Here is a 25,767-nt window from a genome sequence, read left to right as displayed (position 1 = left end):
GCAGTTCATGAACGACATCGACACCGAGCCCGACCGCCGCCCCCGCCCGTCCGGGACCGCGTTCCGACGCGTCGGAGCGACCGTCGCGGTGGCGTGCGCCATCACCGGGTCCATCGTCGGACTCGGGGCGGCCGGAGCCCTGGCGGCACCGACGAGCAACCTCGCCGGGTCCGCGACCAGCCAGACACCGATGCCGAAGGCCACGACCCCGAAGGTGACCTACTCGGCCGCCGACCTCGCCGCGTTCTCGGCGTCGCCGTACGTCGACGACGCGCTGAACCTCGCGGCCATCTGGGGCACCGTGGACCTCACGACCGCCAAGGGCAAGGCGGGGTCGAAGCTCCGCGCCGGCGTCGCACTGCCGTACGCCGCCGGAGCATCGGGGTCCGTCGCCTACACCGACGAGCAGGAGCGGGCGGCGTTCTTCCTCGGCGGCGCGAGCTTCACGCAGGCACTCGGGCTCGCCGTCGCATGGGGGTCGGACACCGTGTACACCGCGAAGAGCAAGGTCGGCGGGAAGCTGCTGACGCACCAGACCGTCCCCGCGGCACCGACGACGTACACCGAGTCCGACGACGTCGCGGCGTTCGGTCTGGTCGGGTACGGCGACACCGAGGCGGCCCAGCTCGCGGCGCTCTGGCAGAGCCCGTCGACGCGCAGCGCGAAGGCCCGTGCGGGAGCGACGCTGCTCGCGGGCGGGGACCTGCCGCTCTGAGCATGACCGTCCTCACCACCCGGATCGGGTTCGAGATCGAGCTGCTGGCCCCACCCGGGGCCGATCGACGAACCCTCGCCGACGCCGTCGCGGCCGAGCACGGAGGCCGCGTCGGTCGGGTGTTCCACACCGACTCGGAGCCGTCGCTCGTACCGGGCATGGGCCACTTCTGGCACCTGACGCCCGGACTGACGGTGCACGACGGGGTCGGTCGCGCGCTGGCCGCCCTCGTCGACGACATCACCATCGTCGCGGACGTGGAGCGGGAGCTGACGGACGCCGGATGCGGGGCACCGGGACACCGTCCGTGCGCGGTGTGCCGGCAGCGGACGGACGGGCACTGGTACCGGGTGCTCTCGGACGACATCCGGCTCCTCCGTCTCGTCGCCGAGCGGACCGACCCCGACGTCCCGTTCGACCGGGTCCTGGACGACGTCGCGGTGCTGTTCGGGAGCACGGTCGAGACGATCGGTGCCGTTCGGCGGCTCCGCGACCGTTCCGGGGCGAGCATCGCGATGGCGTCGCCGTTGGCGCCGGGCCGGGGACGTCCGTGCGAGATCGTCACGCCGCCGCTCCGCCAGGACCACGAGGCCGCCCTCGAGGCCCTGCTCCGGCCGGCGCGGGCGCTCGGCTTCCGGGTGCCGGCGGAGGCGGCCGTCCACCTGCACGTGGACGCGGCACCGTTCCGGTCCGTGTCGGCGTTCTCGAACCTCGTGCGGCTCTTCGGGTACTGGCGCGAGGCGCTCCGCACCGTGCTCGACACCAACCCCGCGTGCACCCGGCTGCGGCCGCTGCCGCCGGAGCTCGTCGCCCTGGTCGAGGACACCGCAGGCATGGGTGCGGGGGCTCGGCCTGGAGGCGCGGGAGACCCCGACGCCTGGCACCGGCTGCAGGCGGCCGCGTCCGGCACCGGGCTGACGAAGTACTTCGACGTCAACCTCACCGCGCTCCTCACCGACGACCCCGTCCGCGACACCGTCGAGGTGCGGATCCTCCCCGGTGCCCTGCACGGCGCGGAGATCGTCCGTCGTGCCGCGGTCGTCGAGGCCCTGCTCGCACGCTGTACCGACCCGACGCCGATCCCCGCTCCGACGACGAGCGACCCCGTCGAGGCCGTCCGTGAGCTGTCCGACCTGGCGGGGTCCGCCCGTGAGCGGTCCGACCTGGCCGGGTCCGCCCTCGGGACGGAGCAGCGCAGCCATGCGACCAGTTAGCGTGATCCCCGTGCAGACGAGTGGACGGGCGGAGACCGACGAGGCTCCGCGGCGAGCCCTCCTCGGTGCGCCAGAGGTCCTGCTCGGCACCCCCGCCCGGCGACGGCTCGTGGTGATCGCCCTCGTCGGCATCGTGTACTTCGCGGGGCTCACCGTCGCACTGCACCTCGACTGGCACCCGCAGGGCCTGCCCGGGTACCGCTACCTCGGCGTGGTCGCGCTCGTCGCCGCCGCGACCGCGGACCGGTGGCCGCTCGAGACCTTGACGAACGTGTCCCTCGTGACCGCGTACGTCTGCCTCGGTCCGCTCCCGCCGGCGATCTACGGTCTGTACGTGCGGCCTCCGGAGTCCCTCGTCCCGCTCGCCGTCGTCACGTTCCTGATCATCGCCGGGCGCGGTCCCGTGTTCGCCCCCGCGGCCACCTTCGGGACGCTCGCAGCGCTCGTGATCGTGCCGTGGAAGGACATCGTCGAGGCGTTCATGGAGCACCGGCCGGTCAGCGAGGCTCTGCTCCTCGACACCGACACCGACCGGTCGATCGTGTTCGGCGAGGTCGTCGCCTGCGCGCTGGTGGTGCTCTTCGCCGTGATGCTCCGACGCCAGCGGCAGGCGACCGCGGAGCTGGCGACGAAGAACCGCGAGCTCACGGAGCTGCGCGCCGCCGAGGTCGCACGCATCGCCGAGCACGAGCGTGCGCGGATCGCCCGTGACGTGCACGACGAGGTCGCCCACCACGTCGCCGCACTCGTCATCCGGGCGCAGGCGGCGCTCCGCGTGGCCGATCGGCAGCCCGAGCAGCTCGCCCTCGCCATGCGGGACATCACCGAGGGCGGCCAGGACGTCCTCGCCCGCATCCGCACCGTCGTCCGGATGCTCAAGAGCGCGCCCGTCGACGCGGCTCCGCCGACCGTCCGCCCGTTCGACGCCGACCTCGAGGTGCTCCTCGACCGGGTGCGCTCGATCGGCTACGAGGTGGACAGCAGCGTGCACGTGGGTCCCGACCTGCCGACGCCACAGCGGACCGCCATGCTCCGGGTCGTCCAGGAGAGCCTGACGAACATCATGCTGCACTCCTCCGCGCGCGAGGTGACCGTGCGGGTCGAGGAGACCCCGCTGCTCTGGACCGTGACCGTCACCGACCCCGGACCCTCCCACGAGCGGTTCCCCGACGTGCCGCGGGGCGGGTCCGGCATCCCGTCGATGACCGACCGGGTCGCGCTGCTCGGCGGTCGGGTGGACTCCGGGCGGGTGTTCGCGGGGTCCGGGTGGTCGGTGTCCGCAGAGCTGCCCCGGCTGACCGCGACCCGGGGGGCGTCCGCCCGGCGCCGGCTCGAGTCCGGTCGCCTCGGGGCCGGCCGGCTCGGCCGTCAGGAAGGTGCCGCATGACGCTCCGCGTGCTCGTGGTCGACGATCAGCCGATCGCACGGGCGGGACTCGCGACGATGCTGGACGCCGAGGACGACATCGTCGTGGTCGGACAGAGCCAGGACGGCGAGGACGCCGTGCTCGACGCCGCGACGACCCTGCCGGACGTCATCGTGATGGACGTCAGGATGCCGCGACTCGACGGCATCGCGGCGACCAGGCGGATCCTCGCGGCACAGGCGTGCGCGGTGGTGCTCATCACCACCTTCGACGACGACGAGCACCTGTTCGACGGCATCACGGCCGGTGCCTCGGGCTTCCTGCTCAAGGACTCCGGGCCCGACCTGATCGCCGCCGCCGTGCGGTCCGCGGCCCGCGGGGACTCGCTGATCGACCCGGCGATGACCCGAGCGCTCATCGAGCAGAGCGTCGCACCGACACCCCAGACGCCCCCGACGCCGAACGACACCGTGCGGGAGGCGGCGCTCGGCACGCTGAGCGACCGGGAGCTCGAGGTCCTCGACGCCGTCGCCCGGGGTCTCAGCAACGACGAGATCGCGCGCGAGCTGTACCTCAGCACGGCGACGGTGAAGAGCCACATCTCGAGCGTCTTCGCGAAGACGGGAGCACGGACCCGGGTGCAGGCCGCGGTGTTCGCCTTCCAGACGGGGTTCGCCGAGCCCGGCGGAGACGCCAGGGGCTCGGCCCACCAGTGACGGTTCCCGTCAGAGGGACGGGAGGGACGGTGCGGGCCGGTGCCGCGCCTCCCGTCCGTCACGCTGTCGGCGACGAGGACGGGAGGGACGGTGCGGGCCGGTGCCGCGCCTCCCGTCTGTCCGGGTGCGCGTCCCGTCTCCGGTCACCGACGAGCACGGCCGTCACCCCGACCGCGCAGAGCGCGAACGCCAGCACCGTCACGACCGTCAGCGGCTCGCCGAGGAGCGCGGCTCCCGCGAGCGCCGTCACCGGGGCGACGAGGAACAGCAGCGCGTTGACGGCCGTGATGCCGAGCCGGCGCAGCAACCACCAGTAGAGGCCGTACGCGACCATCGTCGGGACGATCGCGGAGAGCACTGCGGCGACCCAGAACGTCGACGCAGCCGGGGGCGCGAGCGTCCCGGTGACCGCCGCGAGGACGACCAGTGCCGCGGCCGACACCGACACGTGGACCGTCAGGGTCGTCAGCACGGGGAGCGGCGCCGGTCGCCGCCGTTCGACGAACGTGCCCGCGATGAGGCAGGCCATCGCGCCGGCCGGCAGCAGGTACGCGACCGGTGGGGCGTGGGATCCGCCCATCTGCGACCGCACGACGAGCGCGACCCCGACGGCCCCGGCCAGCAGCCCGGCCCACTGGACCCCGCGCACCCGGAGCCCGAGCAGGGGGCCGACGAGGGTCGCCACCACGAGGGGCTGCACGGCGTCGATGAGCGCGGTCGTCCCGGTCGCGATCCCGATGGAGATCGCCGCGTACACGAACGCGCAGTACCCGAACTGCGCGAACAGGCCGATCACCCCCTGGCGTCCGAGGTCGGCGAGCGGCACGCGTCGGAACCACCCCCGCACGGCGGCGACGACGAGCAGCACGACCGCGAGCGGCACGAACCGCCAGACGAGGAGGGTGGGCCAGGGCACGTCGACCGTCGCCAGTGCGGCGATGACGAACCCGGAGCTCCACGCGGCGACGAACCCGATCGCGGCGGCGATGGAGACGAGGCCGTGGAGTACACCGATCTGTTTACTCATAGCGCTGACTATACAGGTCGGTATAATCGACGCATGCCCGTCACGATCCCGGACCTCGCACCGCTGACCCCCGGTGCGCGTCGTGTGCTCGACGCCGCGTCCGACCTCTTCTACGACCAGGGGATCCACGCGGTCGGGGTCGACACCATCGCCGCGGCTGCCGGTGTGACGAAGAAGACGCTCTACGACCGGTTCGGGTCGAAGGAGGCGCTCGTCGTCGCGTACCTGCAGCACCGGGACGCACGGTGGCGGGCGCACCTCGCGGCCGAGCTCGAGCGCGTGCCGGAGCCCGGTGTCGACCGGGTCCTCGCGGTGTTCGACGCATCCATCTCGTGGACGGACGCGAACACCCCGAAGGGCTGCAGCGCGATCAACGCCCGCGCCGAGGTCGGTGGTGCGCACGACGGGAACCCGGTGTTCCCCGAGGTCTCCGGGCAGAAGCAGTGGCTGCTCGGGGTGTTCGGCGAGCTCGTCGCCGAAGCCGGCATCGCGGACCCAGGAGGCACGGCGCGCACCATGATGCTGCTCTACGAGGGCGCGATGGTGACCGTGGGGATGGAGACGTTCAGCCGGCCGTTCGAGCAGGCGCGCGCGGTGGCCGCGGGCTTGCTCGCGGGCGCGCAACCAGGACTGTGATGCGGGTCACGCGCTGCGGCGGGCCAGCAGACTGAACGCGTTCGGCACCTGACCGTGCCAGGCCGCAGCGTCCACGTCGGCCGGATGCCAGAACGGCGCCGGATGCTCCTCGAGGTGCAGCAGCTCGAAGCCAGCGCTCGTGACCGCCATGACGATCGCGGCGAGTGTCCGCTGGTGTTCGACGGCGCCGTTCGCGGGGAACGAGTCGTTGACGTGGCTCGTCGCGAAGTACCCCCGGTCCGCACGCACCCGGACCTCGTCGGCGTCCCATGCCCAGAGCGGTGCGAGCGGATGCGCCTCGTACGCGAACAGGTGACCACCCGGACGGAGCACCCGGCACATCTCCGCGAGCCACACATCAAGGTCCTCGACCCAGATCAGGGCGCCCTTCCCCGTGTACACGAGGTCGGCCGAGCCGTCGGCGAGTCCGCTCTCCGGGAGCTCGGCGACGACGTAGCGACACGGGACGCCGATCTCCTCGGCGCGCCGCGCGGCTGCCCTGACCGCGGTCGGGCTGTAGTCCAGCCCCACGACGCTCCGCGCGCCGAGACGTGCGAGTGCGACGTCGTCGAGACCATGACCGCTCATCGGGTGCACGACCTCCGCGCCGGGCACGATGTCACCGAGCAGCGCCTCCTCCACGGGCAGCAGGCGAGCGGTCCTGGCCTCGGCGAGGAGCTCGTCGTACTCGCGAACGTGCTTCTGCGACGCCGCCTCCCAGGCACGCCGCGTGTCGTCGTGGACGCTCGTCGCGGGCCCTCCGGCACCTCTCGCGTCGGCCACGTCAGATGACGACGGACCCGAGCACGCGGTGCGCGATCGAGATCGACTCGCCCGACAGCACCGACCGCGGGGACACCAGGAACGCGACGAGGTCGGCGATCTGCGTCGGGCTCGACTCGCCACCCGATCCCTGCCGCACCGCTGTCGCAGGTGTGTCCGTCACGGTGCCCGGGTTCACCACGTTCACCATCACACCCGTGCCGGCACACTCGTCCGCCAGGTTCTTCGCGATGACGTTCGTCGCGGCGTTCCGGAGCGAGGTCGTGATGTTCCCGGCGAGGTAGGCGTTCTGCCCGCTGATGACGACCACGCGACCGAAGCCCGCCTCGCGCTGGGCCGGGAGGACGGCGTTCGCAACCCGGAGGAACCCGAGTGCCTTGCCGTCGATGGCGGCCGCGACCTGGTCGGGGTCGGACTTCTTGGCGGCGTCCAGGGTGCCGGCACTCGGTGCCGCCGTGACGACGAGCACGTCGATGCGTCCGTGGTCGGCGAGCACCTGCGCGACGGCGGCGTCGACGGACGCCTGGTCTGCGGTGTCCATCGTGACGCCGTCCGTCGCGGACCGGGAGGCGACGACCACCTCGGCTCCCTCCGCCCGCAGCCGGTCGACGACGGCCTTGCCGATGTATCCCTGCCCGCCGACGACGAGTGCGACGCGGTTCGTGAGTTCGAGGTCCATGCGTCCGACGCTAGACCCGCCGGTCAGACGGTGATCGAGTCGCCGTCCGCCAGCGTGACCAGCTCGATGCCGGTGAGCTGCCCCGCGAACTGCGCGAACGAGCCCTTGCCCGCGTCGCTCAGCATGAGGTCGTGGATCTGCACCGCGCGGGACGGCTTGACGGCGCGGACGAAGTCGACGAGCTCGCTGAGCTTCGACCACGGGCCGGACGTCGGCACGAGGAGCGTCTCGACCGCGGTGTCCGGCACGAAGTACGCGTCGCCCGGGTGGTACACCGCCCCATCGGCGACGTAGCCGACGTTGCTGATGACCGGGATGTCCGCGTGGATGACCGCGTGGTCGCCGCCGACCACCGCGACGTCGAACCCGGCCGCCTGGAACGTGTCGCCCGGGCTGACGGTGGTCACCCGGCCGTCGTGGTCCCCGAGCGCGTCGGCGACACTCGCCGGCGCCCACACGTGCAGCTCGGACCGGGCCTCGAGCGCCGCGGTGAGGATCGACGCGTCGAAGTGGTCCGGGTGGTCGTGCGTCACGAGCACCGCGGTCGTCGCGGCGACGAGCTCAGCCGAGTTCGCGGTGTACGCACCGGGGTCGATGACGAGCGTGTGACCGTCCTTCGTGAGGACGACGGTGGCGTGCGTGTACTTCGTGAGCTCCATACGCCGGACTCTATCCCCGTCGGCACCGGGGTCTGCCGATAGGGTCCGGACCATGATCGTCTGGCTCAACGGCACGCACGGCGCCGGCAAGACCACCACGAGCCGGCTCCTGCAGCCGATGCTCCCCGACGCCCGCGTCCTCGACGCCGAGAAGGTCGGCGAGGTGCTCATGGACGTCCGGCCGACGCTCCGACCGACGGACAACTTCCAGCACTGGGACCCGTGGCGTCCGCTCGTCGTCGAGACCGCCAGACGCGTCCTCGAGTACGCCGGCGGCACGCTCGTGATGCCGATGACGGTGCTCGTGGAGGAGTACTGGCGCGAGATCAGCAGCGGGCTCGCGGCGTACGACATCCCCGTCCGGCACTTCGTGCTGCACACGGACACGGCGACGCTCCGCGACCGGATCGAGAACGACACCGACCTGGGGCCGTCGACGTTCCGGTACGCGTACGTCGAGCCCTACGCCGAGGCGGCACGGACGTGGCTGCTCGCCGAGGCCGAGGTCGTCGACACCACGGAGATCGGTCCGCAACAGGCCGCCGAGCAGATCGCGGCAGCCGTGCTCGCACCGTGAACGCTCAGCCGCCGACGACGACCTCGTGCCCGGACTCCGCCGACTCGTAGATCGCCGCGAGGATCCGCGTCATCTCGAGCCCGTGCGACGCCGGCGCCGCGGACTCCGTGCCGCCGAGCACCGCCGAGACGAACCCGTCGATCTCGCCCTGGAACCCGGCCTCCATCTCGAAGGTCGTCGAGTCGATCTGCGGCGAGACGTTCAGGATGGTGTCGTGCTGCTCGGCGTAGATCTGCAGCTCTGGCTCGAGCTCGGCGCCGCCCCGATCGCCGTGGATCGTCAGTCCGATCTCGTCGCGCCCGTGCAGTGAGTACGACACGTCGACCGACAGCACGGCGCCGTTCTCGAAGCGGACGAGAGCGCCCGCGAGGTCCTCCACCGAGTTCTGCGCCGCGTCGTAGTCCGTCGACTTCCAGCGGGTGAGGCTCTCGATGTTGCCGCGGTTGCCGAGGCGGTCGAACGTGAAGCCCGAGACGGAACTGACCTTCGGCATCCCCATGAGCCACCACGCGAGGTCGATGAAGTGCACCCCGACGTCGATGAGCGGGCCGCCGCCGGACACCGACTTGTCGGCGAACCACCCGCCCGGGTTGCCCGCACGACGGAGGCACGTGGCCTTGGCGTAGTAGATCTCGCCGAGGTCGCCCGCGTCGACGAACGTCTTCAGGACCTTCGCGTTGGTCGACCAGCGGCGCACGTACCCGACCTGCAGGATGCCGTCCGAAGCCGACTCCGCAGCGACGAGTGCCTCGGCGTCGTCGACGGTCTTGGCCATCGGCTTCTCGAGGAGGACGCTCTTGCCGGCCTCGAGCGCGGCGATCGCCAGGGGGACGTGCGAGTCGTTCCGCGTGCAGATCGACACCGCCTGCACCGCCGGGTCCGCGAGGAGCTCCTCGAACGACCCGTACGCGGCCGCGGCGCCGAACTGCTCGGCACGCGCCTCCGCCCGGTCGATGACGATGTCGGCGATCGCGACGATCTCGACGTCCGGGTTCGCGGCGTACGCCAGGAGGTGGAACTCCGCGATGTTGCCGGCGCCGATGACGCCGATCCCGAGCTTGCTCATGCTGTTGCTTCCTCCCAGTAGCGGCGGGCGTTCGCGATGCCCGTGGTGACGGCGAGCGCCTCGTCCTCGAGGCCCTCGAACTCGATCGAGATCGGTCCGTCGTAGCCGCTCGCCGCGATGATCCCGACCAGCCGGCGGACAGGCAGGTCCCCGTGGCCGACGATCGCACCGAGGATGCTCCGCCCCGCGACCGTCGTCAGCCAGCCCTCGGACGGCTGCTCGTCGCGCACGAGGAAGTCCTTCAGGTGCACGACCGCGGCGACCTCGAGCGACCGGGGCACGGCCGCGAGCGGGTCCTCGTCGACGCAGAGGAAGTTGCCGACGTCGAGCAGCATCCGGAAGTTCGGGCGGTCGACCGCGTACACGAGCCGCCGGAGCCGCTCACTGTTGTTCATGAAGAAGCCGTGGTTCTCGACCGTGGTCGTGATGCCGAGCGTGGCGGCGTGGTCGGCGATCTCCTGGCAGATGGGGACGAGAGCCGCGAGGGTGGTCTCGTACTCGGTCTGGTCGGCGTCGCGCCATGCCCAGGCGACGACGTCGTGGCGGAACCGGGTGATCCCGAGGCGGTGCGCGACGTCGAGGTGGGCCTTGACCGTGGCGATCTGCTCGGCGACGTCGTCCCCGCGGAAGTCCGCGCCGATGACGTAGTTCGCGAGCTCGACGCCCTTCGCCGCGGCGTGCTCGCGGACATCGTCCACGAGCTGCGGGTCGGCGAGGAGCTCGGCGTTCAGGCTCGCGACCTCGAGGTGGTCCGCGCCCGACTCGGCGACCCAGTCGATGACGTCGGGGAACGTCATCCGTCCGGACGCGAGCGCCCGAGAGAAGCTGTACGAGCTGACGCCGAGTCGCATGGACTGTCCTCTTCTGCAGTGTTCTTGCGGATTGGGGAGTGGTGACGACCCTATGGGCAGGGACGGGTCGGTGTCACGCGTGTCGTCGACCCGTGCCGGTCTGCAGAACCGCGGGACCGCCGGACGGGAGGCACGGTGCGGGCCGGCACCGTCCCTCCAGTCCGTCTCCTGGTCGCGCCGCGACCCTCCGGCGGCCGTCTACCGGGGCCGGTAGACGGTGCCCATCGCGCCCCCGCGGAACGCCGTCGACGCGACGAGCTCGAGGTCGAGCTCGTCGTCGAGCTGCGTGAACAGGCCCTCGCCCTGTCCGAGCGCGACGGGGAGCACCGCGAACCGAAACTCGTCGACGACACCAGCGCGCACGAGGCTCCGACCGAACGCGAGGCCGCCCTGTGCGAGCACGTAGCCGCCGGGCTCGCGCTTGAGCCGGTCGATCTCGGCGACGAGTTCCCCGCCGGCCACGCGCGTCTCGGCCCAGTTCCCACCGGCGTCGGGGTTCTGCGCGCCGGGCTCGTACCCGGGCCTGCTCGTGAACACGGCCTTGGGGATGGTGTTGACCGGCACGGCCATCGGACTGTCCGACGTCGGCCAGAACCCGATCCAGTTCTCGAACAGCCCCCGACCGAGCGCGTGGGTGCCCGCGCCGGACAGCGTGTCGAGCACCCAGGCACCGGAGTCGGGCGACGCCCCGCGGAACATCCAGTCCGAACCGGGTCGCCCGCCGACCACGAACCCGTCGAGCGACATCGACATCTTCAGCACGAGCTCACGCATGGGGACCGCCTGTCTCCGGGGAGGGATGGTGCCCACACGCTAGCGAGGCGGCCCGCCGTCGGCAACGATGGGACCGTGCCCCACTTCGTCGACCGGCCCGCCTCGTGAGTGCGACGGCGCGGGGGTGGCTCTTGCTCGCGGGCGCGATCCTCACCGAGGTCACCGCTTCGCTGTCCCTCAAGGGCGCACTCGACCACCCGGCTCTGTACGCCGTCGTCGTGGCCGGGTACGGCGCGGCCTTCGTGCTGCTCGCGCTGGTCCTCCGAACCGGCATGGCACTCGGTGTCGCGTACGGCATCTGGGGTGCGACGGGTGTGGCACTGACGGCCGTCGGATCGCTCCTGGTCTTCAGGGAGCCGATCACCCTGCTGATGGGGATCGGCATCGCGGTGGTGATCGCGGGGGTGCTTTGTGTGGAGCTCGGGGCGCAGGCAGCACACGCCGTCGGCACCGCACCGACCACGCCATCCGGCGACGTCGCAGACGGGACGGGGCAGGACGCATGATCGCCGCGCTCTTCCTCGTCGGCGCGATCCTGTTCGAGGTCGGCGGGACCACCTGCCTCCGTCTCGCCGTGGACGACCGCCGCTGGTACGCCGGGGTCGGGGTCGGCTACGTCGTCGCCTTCGTGATGCTCGCTCGCGCGCTCGCCGAGGGGATCCCGCTCGGGGTCGCCTACGGGATCTGGGCAGCGGCCGGTGTCGCGCTGACCGCGGTCATCGCGAAGGTGCTGTTCAAGGAGCCGCTCACCTGGCTGATGGGGTTCGGCATCCTGCTCATCATCGGCGGCGTCCTCCTCGAGGCGGGCGCGGGACACTGACCCCCGGCGGTCGGCCGCGCCCGGGTGAGAAGTGCCCAACTGTCTGGTGGGGTGCCGCACCCGACACTTGGGCACGTCTCGACCCGCGTTCCAGAGACGGCGGTGACGGACTGGAGGGACGGTGCGGGCCGGTGCCGCGCCTCCAGTCCGTCAGACGGGCGCGTCCGCAACCGCATGGCGCGTCGTCGACGCATGGTTGCGGCGCTGCACCTGAACCGGTATAACTGCACCTGAACCGGTTTAGACGAACCGTGCAGCACGGCCGACGCAAGGGAGTGCACGATGGCACGACGCCCGACCATCGTCGACGTGGCCCGCGAGGCCGGCGTCTCGAAGGGCCTCGTCTCCCTCGCCCTCAACGACCGTCCGGGCGTGAACGCCGGGACCCGCGAACGCATCCAGCAGATCGCCACGGACATCGGCTGGCGTCCGAACCCCGCGGCCCGTGGCCTGACGAACCGCCGTGCCTACGCCCTCGGCCTCGTCGTCCGGCGCGACCCCCGCATCATCGAGACCGACCCGTTCTTCGCCGCGTTCATCGCCGGCCTCGAGACGGTGCTGTCCGATCGTGGCCAGGTGCTCGTCCTCAGCCTCGTGGCGGACCAGGACGCCGAGGAACGCGCCTACCGGACGCTCGCCGCCGACGCCAGGGTCGACGGGTTCATCGTCACCGACCTGCTCGCCGACGACCCGCGGATCGACCTCATCACGACGCTCGGGGTGCAGGCCGTGACCCTCGGCCAACCGGACGTCCCGACGTCGTTCCCGGCGGTCCTCCGCGACTACGCACCGGGGATCGCCGAGCTCGTCCGCTATCTGGTCGACCTCGGACACGTCCGGATCGCCCACGTGTCCGGCACCGACACCATGCTGCACGGTCACGAGCGTCGGCAGCTGTTCGTCCACGCGGTCCGCGGGGAGGGTGCCGAACCGCTCGTGGTCCCGACGGACTTCTCACCGGAGCAGGGCGCAGCGGCGACGACCGAGCTCCTCGACCTGCCCGCGCACGAACGGCCGACCGCGATCGTCTACGGGAACGACCCGATGGCGATCGCGGGCATGTCCGTCGCCCAACAGCGTGGACTCCGGATCCCGGACGACCTGTCCGTCACCGGACTCGACGGTTCGCAGATCGGGCGGCTCGTCCACCCCGCCCTCACCACCCTCGACAACGACCCGGCCGAGTGGGGACGCATCGTCGCGTCCACCCTGCTCGACCTCGTCGACGGCACCGCGCCCGTCGACCGCACCCTGACACCTGCCGGACTCATCGTCCGCGGGTCGACGGGCGCGCCGCCAACCCGGTAGGGCACCCCCGCGCGTCCGCACCCTCGGCCCGCGCCCGCAGCACCGCCAGCGACCCCAGCGCCCGACAGAGCGCTCCTGCCGCGGCACCACCCGACGAAGGAGTCACATGCACCGCCGCATGCTCGCCATCGGCACCGCCCTCGCGGCGGCCGTGGCACTCACCATCTCCGGCTGCGCCTCCGGCAACACGGTTGCCGGACCGGAGGCACGGACCAAGCACGGTCCGATCACGATCTGGTATTCGAACAACGCCCAGGAGGTCACCTGGGGCAAGGGGCTCGTCTCCTCGTGGAACAAGGACCACCCCGACGAGCCGATCAAGGCGCAGGAGGTCCCCGCGGGCAAGAGCACCGAGGAGGTCATCGGCGCCGCGATCACGGCCGGGACCACCCCGTGCCTGGTGTTCAACAACCTGCCGGCCGCGACCGGGCAGTTCCAGAAGCAGGGCGGACTCGTCGACCTGTCGAAGTTCCCCGGCGCCGACGCGTACATCGAGGCACGGTCGGGGAAGACCGCTGACCAGTACAAGTCCCCCGACGGTGACTACTACCAGATGCCGTGGAAGTCGAACCCCGTGATGATGTTCTACAACAAGAAGGTCTTCGCAAAGGCGGGGCTGAGCACCACCGATCCGAAGCTCAGCACGTACGCGGACTTCCTGGCGGCCGCGGCGAAGATCAAGGCCACGAAGGCCGCCCCGTTCGCCATCTACCCGGCGGCGACGAGCGAGTTCTTCCAGCCGAACTTCGACTTCCTGCCGCTGTACGCCGCAGAGACCGGCGGGACCGGACTCCTGAACGCCGACCAGAAGGCCACCTTCGACAACGCCGCCGGCAAGGACGTGACGGACTTCTGGAAGACCGTCTACGCCAAGGGCTACGCCGGCAAGGACCAGCTCCAGGGCGACGCGTTCGCCACCGGGCAGGCAGCGATGGCGATGGTCGGACCGTGGGCGGTCGCCAGCTACAAGGGCGCCGTCGACTGGGGCGTCGTGCCGGTCCCGACGAAGGACGGCACCGCGGCGAGCAAGACGTGGACGTTCCCGGACGCCAAGAACGCCGCCATGTACGCGTCCTGCAAGAACCAGGGCACCGCGTGGGACGTCCTGAAGTACGCGACGAGTCCCGCCCAGGACAAGGCGCTGCTCCAGACCACGGGGCAGATGCCGATCCGCAAGGACCTCGCGTCGACCTACGCGGACTACTTCGCGAAGAACCCGTCGTACCAGGAGTTCGGTGCCCAGGCGGCTCGGACCGTCGACGACCCGACGGGGCCGAACTCCACAGCGGTGCTGCAGGCGTTCCGGAACTTCTACACGAAGGCCGTGATCTCCGGCGACGGTTCGCTCGACGATCAACTCGCAGCAGCCGCCGCCAAGACCGGCCAACTCGCCGTGCAGAAGTAGGGAGGACCGACCATGACCGCAACAGCAACCGCCCCGGCCGCCGCATCCGCCGGCGACCACCGGCAGCTCCACCGCCCCTGGCGTTTCCGGGTCTTCGGACGGAACCCCCTCGGCTGGCTCTTCAGCGCGCCGTACCTCGTGTTCGTGCTGGTGATCTTCGCCTACCCCCTGATCCTCGCCGTCTACATGTCGTTCCACGACTACTTCTTCTCGGCTCCCGGCGCGGACGTCGACCGGCCGTTCATCGGCATGCAGAACTACGTGCAGGCGTTCGAGGACCCGCAGGTCCGGCAGTCATTCGTCAACGTCGGTGAGTTCCTCATCATCAACGTGCCGCTCACCGTCGTGCTGTCGCTCGTCCTCGCGGCGGCGCTCAACAGCGTCGTCCGCTGGTCGACGTTCTTCCGGGTGAGCTACTACGTCCCCTACGTCACCGCCTCGGTCGCCGTCGTCGGTGTCTGGCTGTTCCTGTTCAATCAGACCGGGCTCGTGTCGAAGCTCCTCGGCCCGCTCGCGCCGAACCCCGGGTGGCTCGTCAACGAGCACTGGGCGATGCCGATCGTGGCGCTGTTCGTCACGTGGAAGCAGCTCGGGTTCTACATCCTCCTGTACCTCGCGGCGCTGCAGAACGTGCCGAAGGAGCTCTACGAGGCGGCGGCCACGGACGGTGCGGGCAAGGTCCGGTCGTTCTTCTCGGTCACCGTCCCCGGGGTCCGACCGGCCACCGTGCTGGTCCTCCTCCTCAGCACCGTCATCGGGGCGAACTTGTTCACAGAGCCCTACCTGTTGACCGGAGGCGGAGGGCCGAACGGTGCATCATCGTCACCCGTGCTCGTGATGTACCAGCAGGGCATCGAGCAGAACCACCCTGGATACGCGTCCGCGATCGGCATCGTGCTGGTCATCGGGGTCATGATCATCGCGTTCCTGCAGAACAGATTCGCCGGCGGAAGGAACGAACGATGAGCCAGACAGCAACCGGCGCCGCGGGCGCTGCGGGCATCCCCGTCCCGTCGACCGGAGCGGGCGGGGACGACGCGGGTCGTGCCTCCAGTCCGCGCCGCAAGCGTCGCATGGACGGGATCCAACTGAGCCGCGGTCAGGCCGCGCTGCGCTTCGTGGTCCTGCTGATCGGGGCCGTGGTCTTCCTGTTCCCGTTCTGGTACATGATCGTCGGGTCGCTCCAGGCCTCCCCGGACACCTCGATCGCCGGTGCGTTCCCCAACCCGACCAACATCACCGGTCACAACTACACGGAGATCAACTCCCGGGTGAACCTCGGCCAGGGGCTCCTCAACTCCGGCATCTACACCGGCGGCGTCCTCATCTGCACGGTCGTGTTCGGGGTCCTCGCCGGGTACGCGCTGGCCGTCCTGCAGTGGAAGGGCCGCGGCGTCACCTTCGCCCTCGCGCTCCTCGTGCAGGTCATCCCGTTCCAGCTGCTGATGATCCCGCTGTACGTGCTCATCGCGCGCGACTACGGGCTCGCCGACAACTACCTCGGCATGATCCTGCCGTTCGCGATCAACTCCACGGCGGTGATCATCTTCCGGCAGTACTTCCTGCAGGTCCCGCAGGAGATCTTCGACGCGGCCCGGATCGACGGTGCCGGGGAGTTCACGGTCCTGTGGCGGGTCGCTCTGCCACTCGTCCGGCCAGCGCTCGTGACGGTGGTGCTCGTGACGTTCATCGGGCCGTGGAACGACTTCCTCTGGCCGTTCCTCATCACGAAGGAGGCGTCGATGCAGCCCCTGGCGGTCTCGCTCGCGAACTACATCTCGAACATCGCGCAGTCGACGGCGAACCCCTTCGGAGCGATCCTCGCGGGGGCCGTCGTGCTCGCTGCTCCCGTCGTCGTGCTGTTCATCGTGTTCCAGCGGTACTTCATCTCGACCGACGTGGGATCGGGGGTCAAGGGATGAGCTCTCTCGACCGTGCCGAGCTCGATCGCACCCAGCTCGTCGCCGACTACGAACGGGCCCTCCGACATGACAACGCGCTGACCGACCGGATCTCGACGGACGACTTCTCCGCCGTCTACGACGACCCGCCGTCCTGGATGATCGGGCCGTTCCGGCGCGATCCGTCGCTGACGTTCACGCAGCCGCGCACGTGGGCAGACCCCACCGGGATCGGATGGACGGCGGAGTCCGTCTTCAACCCCACGCTGGGCGTCGCGGCCGTCGACGACCGGACTGGAGGCACGGAGCAGCTGCACCTGGTCTACCGCGCCGCCCCGCGTAAGGAGAGCACGTCGTCGCGGATCGGGCACGCGGTCCTGACCGCGAACGGCTGGGTCGACGACGGCGGGCCGATCCTCTGGCCGACGCTCCGCAACGAGTCGCTCGGGGTCGAGGACCCCAAGCTCTACCGTGCCGAGGGGCGCTGGTTCCTCTTCTACAACGGGATCTGGGACACCACGGGGACACCGGAACGTTCGCAGTACGCCTCCGCGGACCACCTCGACGGGGAGGTCGGGTGCGACATCAACCTCGCGGTGTCCGACGACCTCATGCACTGGGAGAAGCTCGGGCAGGTCGTCCCGTACGAGGTGTCCCAGCTCTGGGCGAAGGGTGCCGTCATCCCACGGAACGACCGCGGCGAGGCGGTCCGGATCGGCGGCGAGTACCTCATGTACGTGTCCGAGGGGTGCGGTGGACGCCTGACCGTCGGCCACTCGGACGACATGGTGCACTGGACGTTCGCCCCCGAGGAATACCTGGACATGTCGTCGCTCGGCCCGCAGCTGTACGAGGTCGCGTGCGCGGTCGTCGACGGCGACCGGCTCGTCCTCGACTTCTTCTACCGGGATCCGTCCGGTGACTTCGCCGCCGCCCAGGCGCTCTACGGCCTCGATGCCCCATTCACCCAGCGCGCGCTGCACCGGGGCGGGTCCCTCGCGTGGGGCGGTCTGCTCCGCTGGGACGGCGACCGGGTGTTCGCGCAGGGGTGGGATGCACCCCGTGGGAGCCGCGAGATGTACTGCTACCGAGAGGACCACCATGACTGACGCACTTGCCGCCGCCGACTTCCCGTATGCACTCGAGCGGGTCGGCCTGCTCATGACCCCGCTCGCCGATGACCCGTTCGAGGCAGAGGGCGTCCTCAACCCCGGGAGCGGACGCGGACCCGACGGCGAGCTCTACCTGCTCCCGCGGCTCGTCGCGACCGGGAACGTCTCGCGGATCGGCATCGCCCGCGTCGTCGTCGAGGACGGGGTGCCCGTCGGTGTCGAGCGGCAGGGCATCGTGCTCGAGCCGGAGCGCACGTGGGAGGTGGGTGCGCAGAACGCGGGCGTCGAGGACCCGCGCACTACGTTCCTCCCGGCCATCGGTCTCCACGTCATGACGTACGTCGCCTACGGGCCGCTCGGCCCGCACACGGCGGTCGCCGTCTCCGAGGACCTCCGCGAGTGGCGGCGGCTCGGACCTGTCCGGTTCGGGTACGACGACGCCCTCGACGTCGACCTCGGGCTGTACTTCAACAAGGACTGCGTGTTCTTCCCCGAGCCGGTCGTCGGCCCGGACGGCATCGAGAGCATCGCCGTCCTGCAGCGCCCGGTCTGGGACCTGTCGGAGATCCGCCCCGGCGAGGGCGTGCATCCGCCGTCATGGGTCGAGGACACCCGGCCGTCGATCTGGATCTCGTTCGTGCACCTCGACCGGGTGCGCGAGGACATCGGCGCGCTCGCGGAGTGGCGTGGGCATCGGGTGCTCGCCGGACCCGAGATGCCGTTCGAGGAGCTCAAGATCGGGGCCGGTCCCGCACCGATCCGGGTGCCAGAGGGCTGGCTGCTGCTGCACCACGGGGTGACGGGTGAGCTCGTCGGGTCGCTCGCCCAACAGCAGAACGTCAACTACGCCGCGGGGGCGATGATCCTCGAAGCGGAGCGCCCGTGGGAGGTCGTGTCCCGGACGTCCGAGCCGCTGCTGTCCGCCGACACCGAGGACGAGCAGTCCGGGATCGTGCCGAACGTGGTGTTCCCGACGGCGATGGAGGAGATCGACGGGGTGCAGTACGTGTTCTACGGCATGGCCGACTCCAAGATCGGTGTCGCGAAGATCGTCAGGAGGTCCGCGTGACCACCACACGACACCGCGGCCGGGTCGTCGCCTCGGTCGCTGCGCTCGTCGGACTCGTCGTCGGCGGTGCGCTCGCCGCGCCGTCGGTCGCTGGTACGCCGGCGTCGAGCCGCTCACCTGGCTGATGGGGTTCGGCATCGTGCTCATCATCGGCGGCGTCCTGCTCATCGAGGCGGGCGCAGGACACTGACCCCCGCCGGTGGCTGCACCGGCCCGCCTGGACCGGGTCAGTGTCCGGAGGGTGTGGACCCGTCGGCGAGCCCGTCGAGCAACCTGCGCAGAGACTCCGCGTCCCGACCTGCGATGTGGGCCAACAGGTGCTCGCGGACGGACGATGCGTGCACAGGGCGCGCGGTCGCGACGAGTGCACGCCCCGACGTCGTGATCGCGACCTCCACCCCGCCGTCGACGGTCGCCCGCGCGACGAGCCCCCGCCCCTCCATCCGCGTCAGCTGGTGCGACAGGCGGCTGCGATGCCATCCCATCGAGGCGCCGAGTTCGTTCTGGCGGAGCACGCCCCCGCCGAGGTCGACGAGCCGCGTCAGGATCCCGAAGTCCGGGTCGGACAAGCCCGTCGCCGCACGGATGTCCTCCGCGACATGCTCGCGCACCCGTTCGGACGCGGTCTTCCAGGCGTGCCAGAGCTGGCGTTCGGCATCGGTCAGCAGCTCGTCCACGGATCGACCCTACCGCGAAGTGTTGACATGACAACAAGCGTGAGAGAGCCTGTTGTCATGACAACACACACCATTCCGAAGAAGGTCGCCCTCGTCACTGGCGGCAACAAGGGCCTCGGCATCGCGATCGCGCGGGGGCTCGCGGCCGACGGCCTCACCGTCCTGCTCGGCGCGCGGAGCCTCGGCGCGGGTCGGGCGGCGGCGGACTCCCTCCACGGGGACGTCCGGCCGGTGCTCCTCGACGTCACCGACCAGTCCCAGGTGGACGACCTCGCGGGGATGGTCCGCTCCGAGTTCGGCCGGCTCGACGTCCTCGTGAACAACGCCGGCATCAACACACTCACCGTCCACCCGATGGACCACCTCCCGACCCCGACGGAGGAGACCGTCGACGACATCCGCAGCGTCTACGAGGTCAACGTCTTCGCCGTCGTCCGGATGATAAACGCGTTCCTGCCGCTGCTGCAGTCTGCGGAGGCGCCACGGGTGGTGAACGTGACGAGCAAACGCGGCTCGATCGGCGAGGAAGGCGCCTGGGTCGGACAACCGTCGATGGTCTACTCGAGCTCGAAGACCGCGCTGAACGCGCTGACGGTGCACTACGCCCGGGAGTTCGCCGGCACCGCGCTGAAGGTCAACGGGGCGGCACCCGGCCACGTCGCCACCGACTTCAACGCCTTCCGCGGCACACGGACCCCGGACGAGGGCGCGGCCGTCGCGATCCGACTCGCGACGCTCGACGTTGACGGCCCGACCGGCACGGTCTGGGAGGACGACACGCAGCTGGCCTGGTGAGGTCGAGTCAGCGACGACTCGCTCCGGGATCGCCGCCAGCGCGGATCCGGCGCGCCCGCCATGCCCGGGTGAGAAGTGCGTATCTGTCGACTGGCCCGCCGCACCCGACACTTGGGCACGTTTCACCACAGTGCCCGCTGACGGACAGGTGCCTCGACACCCGGACGGTGGCATCCGAGCGCCGCTAGTTTGGGCATGTGCCAACCCGTCGGAGGACTGCTCTCGTGGCCGCCGTCGCCGTGTTCGCGCCGGTGGCGATCGCGGTGTCGATGCTGTCGCTCGCGAGTGGGACGTCGGCCGGAGCGGCGACCACCGCCACGAAGGCCGGGTCCCCGTCCAGCGAACCGGTGTCAGCCGACCTGACGCCGAACGTCGTGACGATCGGCGACTCGATCATGTCCGGACACGGGCTGAGCAGCGAGAGCAAGGCGTGGCCCGCGCTCCTGGCGTACTCGGGCGGCGTCGGGACCGTGACGAACCTGGCGTGCAGCGGCGCCGGCTTCGTGCAGTCGGGCGCCTGTGGAACGGCCTACGACGCGCTCGTCGACCGGGCCGTCGCAGCGCACCCCACCCTGGTGATCATCCAGTCGTCCGACAACGACCTCGGCGAGTCCGCGGCCGACATCCGGCAGGCGACCGAGCAGACCGTCGAGCACATCCGGACCGCGCTGCCCGACGCCGAGATCGTCGGCTTCAGCACCCTCTGGGACAAGCCGGGCGCCGTGCCGGCAGAGGTCCGCCAGAGTTCGGACGACCTGCGGTCGGCGGTCGCGGTGGTCGGGGGGAAGTTCATCGACGTCGGCCAACCGATCGCGGGCACGGCGGGCCTGCTCCAGTCCGACAGCGAACACCCGACCGATGCCGGGCAGACGGTCCTGGCGCTCGCCTTCGCCGCCGACCTGCACCGCGCGGGCATCCCGTTCTAGCGAGCGCCCGGAGCTGCCTGGTCGTCATCGGGCGACCGTGCCCATCCGGGGACGTACTCGGGCGTGCGGCCCTGCCGCCGGAACTCGGCACGCCACTCGTCGATCGTGGGGTGCAGTCCCCCCTGACCCTCGGGACCGGTCCCGAGCATCCGCGGGTCCTCGGCGTCGAAGTCGAGCCGGTCGTCGTACACGTACTCGAACCGGTAGGACCCGGCCCGGGAGACGCGGGCGTTCGCACCGATCCACGTCCCCTTGGCGGGGGTCTCGGTCGCCCGTCGCACGCCGCGGAACTCCTCGACCATCGCGGGCGGAACGTCCACCGTGCGCGATCCGCCCGGCGTGCGGACGAGGCCCCTCGCGGTCCAGGACGAGCCGCAGAACGCGACGAAGAACTCGGCGTCCTCCCACGGCGGACCGCTCTCCAGCCAGGCGTGCACATTGCGTGCGACGCCCTCCTGGCTCGCACCGATCGCCGGCAACGACCCCGCGGGAGGATCGTCGGTCCGACCCTTGTCGTCGGTCCGCCCGGCGTCGTCGGTCCGCCCGCCGTCGTCGGTCGTGCGCGGCGCGAACTCCGAACCGATGTGCTCCGACGCCTGCGCGGGGAGCTGTGGCACGACCTGCGCGACGAGGTCCTGCGGAAGCCGGAGCACCGCCGATCCCGGGTTCAGCAGCACGCCACGGTCAGGGTGCACGAACGCGAACAGCCGGGCGCCGCTGATCACGATCCAGTCGTTCCCGGGGAGCTCGACGGCTCCGGCCCGCGAACGCCCGGAGAACGCGACGACGCTCGGTCCGTCCTCGACTTCTGCGATCACCGGCAATGCTGGCGAACCGTCGTCGTCGCGGTGTGCCGGCAGCAGCAGGGGCGCGTTCAGGAGCGTGTTGAGCAGTACCCCGAACTCGATCCTGCCGTTCGCGTGGTCGTCGATCGCCTGCTCGAGTGTCGGATTCTCCAGCGGTTCCATGGTCCCCCCAGGATGTCGTCGTGCACCGCTCAGCCGCGGTGCCTGCTGCGTACGACGACCCACGGTACGCGGAGGCCCCTCCTCGTGGGGCTGTCGGTCTCCGGACTGACGCGTCATGCTACATCGATGACCAGCCCGATCGAGTACGAGGAGCCCTCCCGCCGGCCGACCCGACGCCGTCGTCGACCGCTCCCGGCGATGGTCGTCGCGGCGATCATCGTGACGGTGTTCGGCCTCCTCGTGACGGGAGCCGTCGCGCTGCTCCTCGCCGTCACGGCGGACGACGGCGGCGGCGCGAACATCGGCGGCGGGCTGCTCGGCATCCTCGGTGCGGTGATCACCCTGGCCGGTGTGCTCATGTTCGTCGGCGCGGCGATCGTGTGGCTGATCGACCGTCGCCCCTGATCGCGATCCGACGGCGCGGTGCCCGGGTCCGGCGGTCGAGGGTGTCCGTCACTCCGGGTGCAGCTCGGACACCCTCGCGCTACGACGCCGGCGGGACGCGATGCGATCCCGTCCGAGGCCAGCCCGGTACCGGGGGGACGGGCGACGACGGCTAGGGCCGTGGTGTAGCAGACCCGAAGATACGGCGACGTCCACCCGACCGCTGAGATCAACGCGGAAATCGTATGGTCGCGCTCCGAGGGCGTCACCAGGGCAGGATGCCCTGACTGTTGCTCACGGTGCCGGTCGGGCCGTCCGCGGCGATCGTCGCGAGGCGGACGATCTCGTCGGTGCCCTCGGTGACGTCGTGCGCACCCTCGCCGCCGTTCAGGTCGGTCCGCGTGTAGCCCGGGTCGGCGGCGTTCACCCGCATCGAGGGCAGCGCCCTCGAGTACTTGAGCGTCAGCATGTTGAGCGCCGTCTTGGACATCGCATAGAGCGGCGGCACGGTGTGCCAGTCGAAGTAACCGTTCTCGATGGTGTCGTGAAGCGAGCTCACACCCGACGACACGTTGACGATACGTGGGCTGGCGGACTGCTCCAGGAGCGGCACGAACGCGTTCGTCACCCGGATCACCCCGAGCAGGTTCGTGTCGAGCACCTGCTGCGCGTCGTCGGCCGTGACCCGCTCGATCGAGGCGAAGACCCCGGTGATGCCAGCGTTGTTGACCAGGACGTCGAGGCGGCCGTGCTCGTCGGTGATGTGGCGCGCGGCCGCGTCGACGCTCGCCTGGTCGGTGACGTCGAGCTGGACGAACGCGACGCCGAGCTCGTCGGCGGCGGCCTGCCCGCGCTCCGGATCGCGTGCTCCGATGACGACCGTGTGCCCGGCCTCGTGCAGGCGCCTGGCGGTCTCGCGGCCGATGCCCTTGTTCGCCCCGGTGATGAGTGTGATGTCGTTCATGTCCTCCACGATGGCCCGTCCGGGCGTCGCGCGTCGTCGTCGCGTCGTCGATGCGTCGGCTCGTCGGCCTGTCGGGCCCGTCGCCCCGTTGAGAGGTGCCCAAGTGTCGGGTCGCGCGGACGAGGCGACAGATCGGCACGTCTCACCGCAGCCAGGAGGACCGTCCCACCCGCCCGCGGTCCGTCGAGGTACCCTGCCGGCGTGACGTCGACGGACTGGACCATCAGCCACTTCTCCCAGAGCAACCCGATCGGGGAGGGCCAGGGGTCCGTGCCCGCACTGCTCCGACGGCTCGCGGACTCCATCGAGGAGCTCGGCGACGTGGATGTGCAGGACATCACCTTCGCGTCCGAGGTGACCGATGCCGAGGACGACCTGACGATGACGGTGTACTTCCATCGCGAACCCCGCCGTCGCTGACCGCACGAGGGTGCGGTCACGGCAACAGGCGCTGACGAGAGGTGCCCAAGTGTCGGGTCGCGCGGACGAGGCGACACATAGGCACTTCTCATCGGGGCCGGGCCGACGGGGCCGACGGGGCCGGGCCGACGGGGCCGGGCCGACGCGACCGGGGGCGGACTGGAGGCGCGGGGCGGGCTGGAACCGTCCCTCCAGTCCGGTGGGTGGTCGCGGACGCGGCGCTTCCGCGATGATGGGGCGATGGACGACGGACCGGCACCGAGCGCGGTGATCCGTGTGAGCGGACGCGCCGATCTCGACGCCTGTGTCGCACTCTGGGTCGCGGCATGTGCCGACCGCGACGGGAGGGCGATCGACGGTGTCGCCGACCGGGCCCGGCCGAAGTTCGAGGACCGGGTCCTCTGGCTCACCGCGTGGCAGGGTGCGCGGCTCGACGGGTTCCTCCTCGCGACCGAGCCCGGGAGCGGGATGCCGACCGATCCGGACGGTGCGGTGGTGGTCGCGCTCCTCGCGGTCGCGCCCGGGCACCAGACGCGCGGGCTCGGTCGGGCGCTCCTCCGCTCGGCGACGGACAGCCTCGCGGGTCTGGGGTACGAGCACGCGGTCCTGCACGCCCTCGAGGAGAACGTCGTCGCGACCCACCTCTACCGCAGCGAGGGCTGGGAGGCGCTCGGCCCGACGCGCACCCACTCGCTGCTCGGCCGACCGGTCCGGACGTTCACCCGGTCGCTCCGCTGACGTCGTCGCGTGGGCGGCGGTGCGCGGCCGGGCTCGGCAGGTCCGTCGAGAAGTGCCCAAGTGTCGGGTCCGGACGGGCGATCCGACAGATAGGCACCTCTCACCCGGGCCGGGCACGCGCGCGGCGCGAGGCGCGAGGCGCGGCGCGCACGCGGCGCGGCACGGGCACCCGCGGCACGGGCACGAGCGCAGCCGCCGTGCGTACTGTCGAGCCGGTCGAGCCCGTCAGCGCACGGGCCGCTACCGAGGGAGCACACCATGAAGGTCGTCATCACGGGATCGCGCGGCAAGGTCGGCCGCGCCACGGTCCAGGCATTCGCCGACGCGGGGCACGAGGTCCTCGGCGTCGACCTCCTGCCGCCGGTGTTCGACGCGGGCGCAGCGGTCCCCGGCCGGTACGTGCAGGCCGACCTCACCGACGCGGGGTCCGCGTTCGCCGTCGTCGCCGGCATGGACGCCGTGGTGCACGTCGCCGCGATCCCGCAGCCGACGGGTCATCCGCCGCACGTGGTCCTCCGGACGAACACCATGTCGACGTTCAACCTCATCGAGGCCGCCGTCCGCCTCGGGGTCCCGCGGTTCGTGAACGTGTCGAGCGAGAGCATCGTCGGCAACTTCTTCCCGGAGCGCCCCTTCCTGCCCGACTACGTCCCCGTCGACGAGGAGCACCCGCTGTACCCGCAGGACCCCTACGCGCTGTCGAAGGCCTTCGGCGAGCAGATGATGGACGCGGCGGTCCGACGGTCGGACATCCGCGCGATCTCGATCCGCCCGAGCACGGTGCACAACGCCGACAACTACGAGGTCAACCTCGGCCCGCAGATCCGCGACGGATCACGCCTCTCCGCGAACTTCGGGAGCTACATCGACGTCGAGGACCTCGCCGATGCGCTCGTCCTCGCGGCGGAGTCGGACCTGCCCGGGCACGAGGTCTTCTACATCGCCTCCCCCGACAACGCGGGCGGCCGTGACCTCGCCGCCACGATCCGCGAGCACTACGGCGACCGGATCGAGCTGCGCCCGATGGACCGCGTGGACGCCTCCGGCATCTCGATCGCCAAGGCGCGCCGGCTCCTCGGGTACGACCCGAAGCGGTCCTGGCGTGACCACCTCGACGAGCAGGGGCATGCCTTGCGACGCGAGCCCGACGGCGCCTGACGCCCCGACGCCGCCTGCCTGACGCGCCACGCAGCGGACTGGAGGGACGGTGCCGGCTG

General features: G+C 71.1%; 31 protein-coding genes. 21 read left to right on the top strand and 10 right to left on the bottom strand.

What is annotated here, in order from left to right:
* The first annotated feature begins 7 nt into the window (after nucleotides 1–7).
* Genes ASF23_RS17010 through ASF23_RS16995 form a run of 4 tightly spaced genes read left to right on the top strand, consistent with a single transcriptional unit; the run spans nucleotide 8 to nucleotide 4,011 of the window.
* Nucleotides 8–715, top strand: coding sequence for a hypothetical protein (locus ASF23_RS17010; RefSeq protein ID WP_055956549.1), 708 nt, complete (start codon nucleotides 8–10; stop codon nucleotides 713–715).
* A gap of 2 nt (nucleotides 716–717) precedes the next feature.
* Complete coding sequence (locus tag ASF23_RS17005; RefSeq protein ID WP_055956546.1) at nucleotides 718–1,929, top strand: amidoligase family protein; 1,212 nt, start codon at nucleotides 718–720, stop codon at nucleotides 1,927–1,929.
* Between the two features lie 10 nt (nucleotides 1,930–1,939).
* Nucleotides 1,940–3,316: a sensor histidine kinase gene (locus ASF23_RS17000; protein WP_162236787.1), complete on the top strand. Its 1,377-nt coding sequence runs from the start codon at nucleotides 1,940–1,942 to the stop codon at nucleotides 3,314–3,316.
* A complete protein-coding gene (locus ASF23_RS16995) occupies nucleotides 3,313–4,011 on the top strand; it encodes a response regulator (RefSeq protein WP_055956538.1) in 699 nt (232 codons plus the stop codon). Before ASF23_RS17000 ends, ASF23_RS16995 begins: the two co-directional genes overlap by 4 nt.
* A gap of 58 nt (nucleotides 4,012–4,069) precedes the next feature.
* Here the strand turns inward: ASF23_RS16995 and ASF23_RS16990 are convergent, their stop codons facing one another.
* Nucleotides 4,070–5,038 carry a DMT family transporter gene (locus tag ASF23_RS16990; protein ID WP_082474282.1) on the bottom strand — a complete coding sequence of 323 codons (969 nt, stop codon included), beginning with the start codon at nucleotides 5,036–5,038 and terminating at the stop codon, nucleotides 4,070–4,072.
* 33 nt (nucleotides 5,039–5,071) lie between these two features.
* Between ASF23_RS16990 and ASF23_RS16985 the strand changes: the two genes are divergently transcribed.
* Nucleotides 5,072–5,674 (top strand): TetR/AcrR family transcriptional regulator, encoded by a 603-nt coding sequence (locus tag ASF23_RS16985; RefSeq protein WP_055956534.1) that lies wholly within the window; start codon nucleotides 5,072–5,074, stop codon nucleotides 5,672–5,674.
* Between the two features lie 6 nt (nucleotides 5,675–5,680).
* Here the strand turns inward: ASF23_RS16985 and ASF23_RS16980 are convergent, their stop codons facing one another.
* Genes ASF23_RS16980 through ASF23_RS16970 form a run of 3 tightly spaced genes read right to left on the bottom strand, consistent with a single transcriptional unit; the run spans nucleotide 5,681 to nucleotide 7,795 of the window.
* Nucleotides 5,681–6,457, bottom strand: coding sequence for a class I SAM-dependent methyltransferase (locus tag ASF23_RS16980; RefSeq protein WP_055956531.1), 777 nt, complete (start codon nucleotides 6,455–6,457; stop codon nucleotides 5,681–5,683).
* A gap of 1 nt (nucleotide 6,458) precedes the next feature.
* Nucleotides 6,459–7,136, bottom strand: a complete 678-nt coding sequence (locus ASF23_RS16975; protein ID WP_055956529.1) for an SDR family NAD(P)-dependent oxidoreductase — start codon at nucleotides 7,134–7,136, stop codon at nucleotides 6,459–6,461.
* Nucleotides 7,137–7,159: 23 nt separating this feature from the next.
* Entirely contained in the window at nucleotides 7,160–7,795 is a 636-nt protein-coding gene (locus ASF23_RS16970) for an MBL fold metallo-hydrolase (protein WP_055956526.1), read from the bottom strand.
* A gap of 52 nt (nucleotides 7,796–7,847) precedes the next feature.
* On the opposite strand from ASF23_RS16970, the gene ASF23_RS16965 reads away from it, so the two are divergent.
* Nucleotides 7,848–8,372, top strand: a complete 525-nt coding sequence (locus ASF23_RS16965) for an AAA family ATPase (RefSeq protein ID WP_055956524.1) — start codon at nucleotides 7,848–7,850, stop codon at nucleotides 8,370–8,372.
* Between the two features lie 4 nt (nucleotides 8,373–8,376).
* Here ASF23_RS16965 and ASF23_RS16960 read toward each other — a convergent pair whose 3' ends face one another.
* The 3 genes from ASF23_RS16960 to ASF23_RS16950 all read right to left on the bottom strand — a co-directional run bounded on the left by ASF23_RS16960 (nucleotide 8,377) and on the right by ASF23_RS16950 (nucleotide 11,063).
* The gene (locus ASF23_RS16960) at nucleotides 8,377–9,438 is read right to left on the bottom strand and encodes a Gfo/Idh/MocA family protein (protein WP_055956521.1); all 1,062 of its coding nucleotides are present in this window, start codon (nucleotides 9,436–9,438) and stop codon (nucleotides 8,377–8,379) included.
* The gene (locus ASF23_RS16955) at nucleotides 9,435–10,289 is read right to left on the bottom strand and encodes a sugar phosphate isomerase/epimerase family protein (protein ID WP_055956518.1); all 855 of its coding nucleotides are present in this window, start codon (nucleotides 10,287–10,289) and stop codon (nucleotides 9,435–9,437) included. Before ASF23_RS16955 ends, ASF23_RS16960 begins: the two co-directional genes overlap by 4 nt.
* Before the next feature lie 198 nt (nucleotides 10,290–10,487).
* Nucleotides 10,488–11,063 (bottom strand): dihydrofolate reductase family protein, encoded by a 576-nt coding sequence (locus tag ASF23_RS16950; protein ID WP_055956515.1) that lies wholly within the window; start codon nucleotides 11,061–11,063, stop codon nucleotides 10,488–10,490.
* Nucleotides 11,064–11,167: 104 nt separating this feature from the next.
* Between ASF23_RS16950 and ASF23_RS16945 the strand changes: the two genes are divergently transcribed.
* From ASF23_RS16945 to ASF23_RS18980, 9 genes are all read left to right on the top strand, one after another.
* The gene (locus ASF23_RS16945) at nucleotides 11,168–11,569 is read left to right on the top strand and encodes a DMT family transporter (protein WP_055956510.1); all 402 of its coding nucleotides are present in this window, start codon (nucleotides 11,168–11,170) and stop codon (nucleotides 11,567–11,569) included.
* A complete protein-coding gene (locus ASF23_RS16940) occupies nucleotides 11,566–11,883 on the top strand; it encodes a DMT family transporter (RefSeq protein WP_055956507.1) in 318 nt (105 codons plus the stop codon). Before ASF23_RS16945 ends, ASF23_RS16940 begins: the two co-directional genes overlap by 4 nt.
* A 282-nt stretch (nucleotides 11,884–12,165) precedes the next feature.
* On the top strand, nucleotides 12,166–13,191 hold the full coding sequence (locus ASF23_RS16935) for a LacI family DNA-binding transcriptional regulator (RefSeq protein ID WP_055956503.1): 1,026 nt from the start codon (nucleotides 12,166–12,168) through the stop codon (nucleotides 13,189–13,191).
* Nucleotides 13,192–13,297: 106 nt separating this feature from the next.
* A complete protein-coding gene (locus tag ASF23_RS16930) occupies nucleotides 13,298–14,596 on the top strand; it encodes an extracellular solute-binding protein (RefSeq protein ID WP_055956500.1) in 1,299 nt (432 codons plus the stop codon).
* Between the two features lie 12 nt (nucleotides 14,597–14,608).
* Nucleotides 14,609–15,562 carry a carbohydrate ABC transporter permease gene (locus ASF23_RS16925; protein WP_055956498.1) on the top strand — a complete coding sequence of 318 codons (954 nt, stop codon included), beginning with the start codon at nucleotides 14,609–14,611 and terminating at the stop codon, nucleotides 15,560–15,562.
* Nucleotides 15,563–15,669: 107 nt separating this feature from the next.
* Entirely contained in the window at nucleotides 15,670–16,518 is an 849-nt protein-coding gene (locus ASF23_RS16920) for a carbohydrate ABC transporter permease (RefSeq protein WP_055956621.1), read from the top strand.
* Nucleotides 16,515–17,606 carry a hypothetical protein gene (locus ASF23_RS16915; RefSeq protein ID WP_055956490.1) on the top strand — a complete coding sequence of 364 codons (1,092 nt, stop codon included), beginning with the start codon at nucleotides 16,515–16,517 and terminating at the stop codon, nucleotides 17,604–17,606. Before ASF23_RS16920 ends, ASF23_RS16915 begins: the two co-directional genes overlap by 4 nt.
* The gene (locus ASF23_RS16910; protein WP_055956487.1) at nucleotides 17,599–18,678 is read left to right on the top strand and encodes a glycoside hydrolase family 130 protein; all 1,080 of its coding nucleotides are present in this window, start codon (nucleotides 17,599–17,601) and stop codon (nucleotides 18,676–18,678) included. The genes ASF23_RS16915 and ASF23_RS16910 overlap by 8 nt, the downstream gene beginning before the upstream one ends.
* Nucleotides 18,675–18,803, top strand: a complete 129-nt coding sequence (locus tag ASF23_RS18980; protein WP_268750865.1) for a hypothetical protein — start codon at nucleotides 18,675–18,677, stop codon at nucleotides 18,801–18,803. The genes ASF23_RS16910 and ASF23_RS18980 overlap by 4 nt, the downstream gene beginning before the upstream one ends.
* Nucleotides 18,804–18,905: 102 nt before the next feature.
* Here the strand turns inward: ASF23_RS18980 and ASF23_RS16905 are convergent, their stop codons facing one another.
* On the bottom strand, nucleotides 18,906–19,355 hold the full coding sequence (locus ASF23_RS16905) for a MarR family winged helix-turn-helix transcriptional regulator (protein ID WP_200919392.1): 450 nt from the start codon (nucleotides 19,353–19,355) through the stop codon (nucleotides 18,906–18,908).
* Nucleotides 19,356–19,412: 57 nt separating this feature from the next.
* Between ASF23_RS16905 and ASF23_RS16900 the strand changes: the two genes are divergently transcribed.
* Nucleotides 19,413–20,150: an SDR family NAD(P)-dependent oxidoreductase gene (locus tag ASF23_RS16900; RefSeq protein WP_055956484.1), complete on the top strand. Its 738-nt coding sequence runs from the start codon at nucleotides 19,413–19,415 to the stop codon at nucleotides 20,148–20,150.
* A 224-nt stretch (nucleotides 20,151–20,374) separates the two neighbouring features.
* Nucleotides 20,375–21,076 carry an SGNH/GDSL hydrolase family protein gene (locus tag ASF23_RS16895; RefSeq protein ID WP_055956481.1) on the top strand — a complete coding sequence of 234 codons (702 nt, stop codon included), beginning with the start codon at nucleotides 20,375–20,377 and terminating at the stop codon, nucleotides 21,074–21,076.
* Here ASF23_RS16895 and ASF23_RS16890 read toward each other — a convergent pair.
* Nucleotides 21,073–22,044 carry an SseB family protein gene (locus ASF23_RS16890; RefSeq protein WP_055956478.1) on the bottom strand — a complete coding sequence of 324 codons (972 nt, stop codon included), beginning with the start codon at nucleotides 22,042–22,044 and terminating at the stop codon, nucleotides 21,073–21,075. The two genes, ASF23_RS16895 and ASF23_RS16890, sit on opposite strands and share 4 nt — an antisense overlap.
* A gap of 126 nt (nucleotides 22,045–22,170) precedes the next feature.
* Between ASF23_RS16890 and ASF23_RS16885 the strand changes: the two genes are divergently transcribed.
* A complete protein-coding gene (locus tag ASF23_RS16885; RefSeq protein ID WP_055956475.1) occupies nucleotides 22,171–22,449 on the top strand; it encodes a hypothetical protein in 279 nt (92 codons plus the stop codon).
* Between the two features lie 244 nt (nucleotides 22,450–22,693).
* Here ASF23_RS16885 and ASF23_RS16880 read toward each other — a convergent pair whose 3' ends face one another.
* Entirely contained in the window at nucleotides 22,694–23,392 is a 699-nt protein-coding gene (locus ASF23_RS16880; RefSeq protein ID WP_055956617.1) for an SDR family NAD(P)-dependent oxidoreductase, read from the bottom strand.
* A 201-nt stretch (nucleotides 23,393–23,593) separates the two neighbouring features.
* On the opposite strand from ASF23_RS16880, the gene ASF23_RS16875 reads away from it, so the two are divergent.
* The 3 genes from ASF23_RS16875 (at nucleotide 23,594) to ASF23_RS16865 (ending at nucleotide 25,708) form a co-directional block, all read left to right on the top strand.
* Nucleotides 23,594–23,812, top strand: a complete 219-nt coding sequence (locus ASF23_RS16875) for a hypothetical protein (protein ID WP_055956472.1) — start codon at nucleotides 23,594–23,596, stop codon at nucleotides 23,810–23,812.
* Nucleotides 23,813–24,052: 240 nt separating this feature from the next.
* Nucleotides 24,053–24,550: a GNAT family N-acetyltransferase gene (locus tag ASF23_RS16870; RefSeq protein ID WP_055956469.1), complete on the top strand. Its 498-nt coding sequence runs from the start codon at nucleotides 24,053–24,055 to the stop codon at nucleotides 24,548–24,550.
* Between the two features lie 258 nt (nucleotides 24,551–24,808).
* Entirely contained in the window at nucleotides 24,809–25,708 is a 900-nt protein-coding gene (locus tag ASF23_RS16865) for an NAD-dependent epimerase/dehydratase family protein (protein ID WP_055956466.1), read from the top strand.
* The last annotated feature ends 59 nt before the right edge of the window (nucleotides 25,709–25,767 follow it).

It is taken from the genome of Curtobacterium sp. Leaf261, assembly GCF_001422205.1.
Lineage (GTDB): Bacteria > Actinomycetota > Actinomycetes > Actinomycetales > Microbacteriaceae > Curtobacterium.
This window is presented reverse-complemented; position numbering and strand designations above follow the sequence as displayed.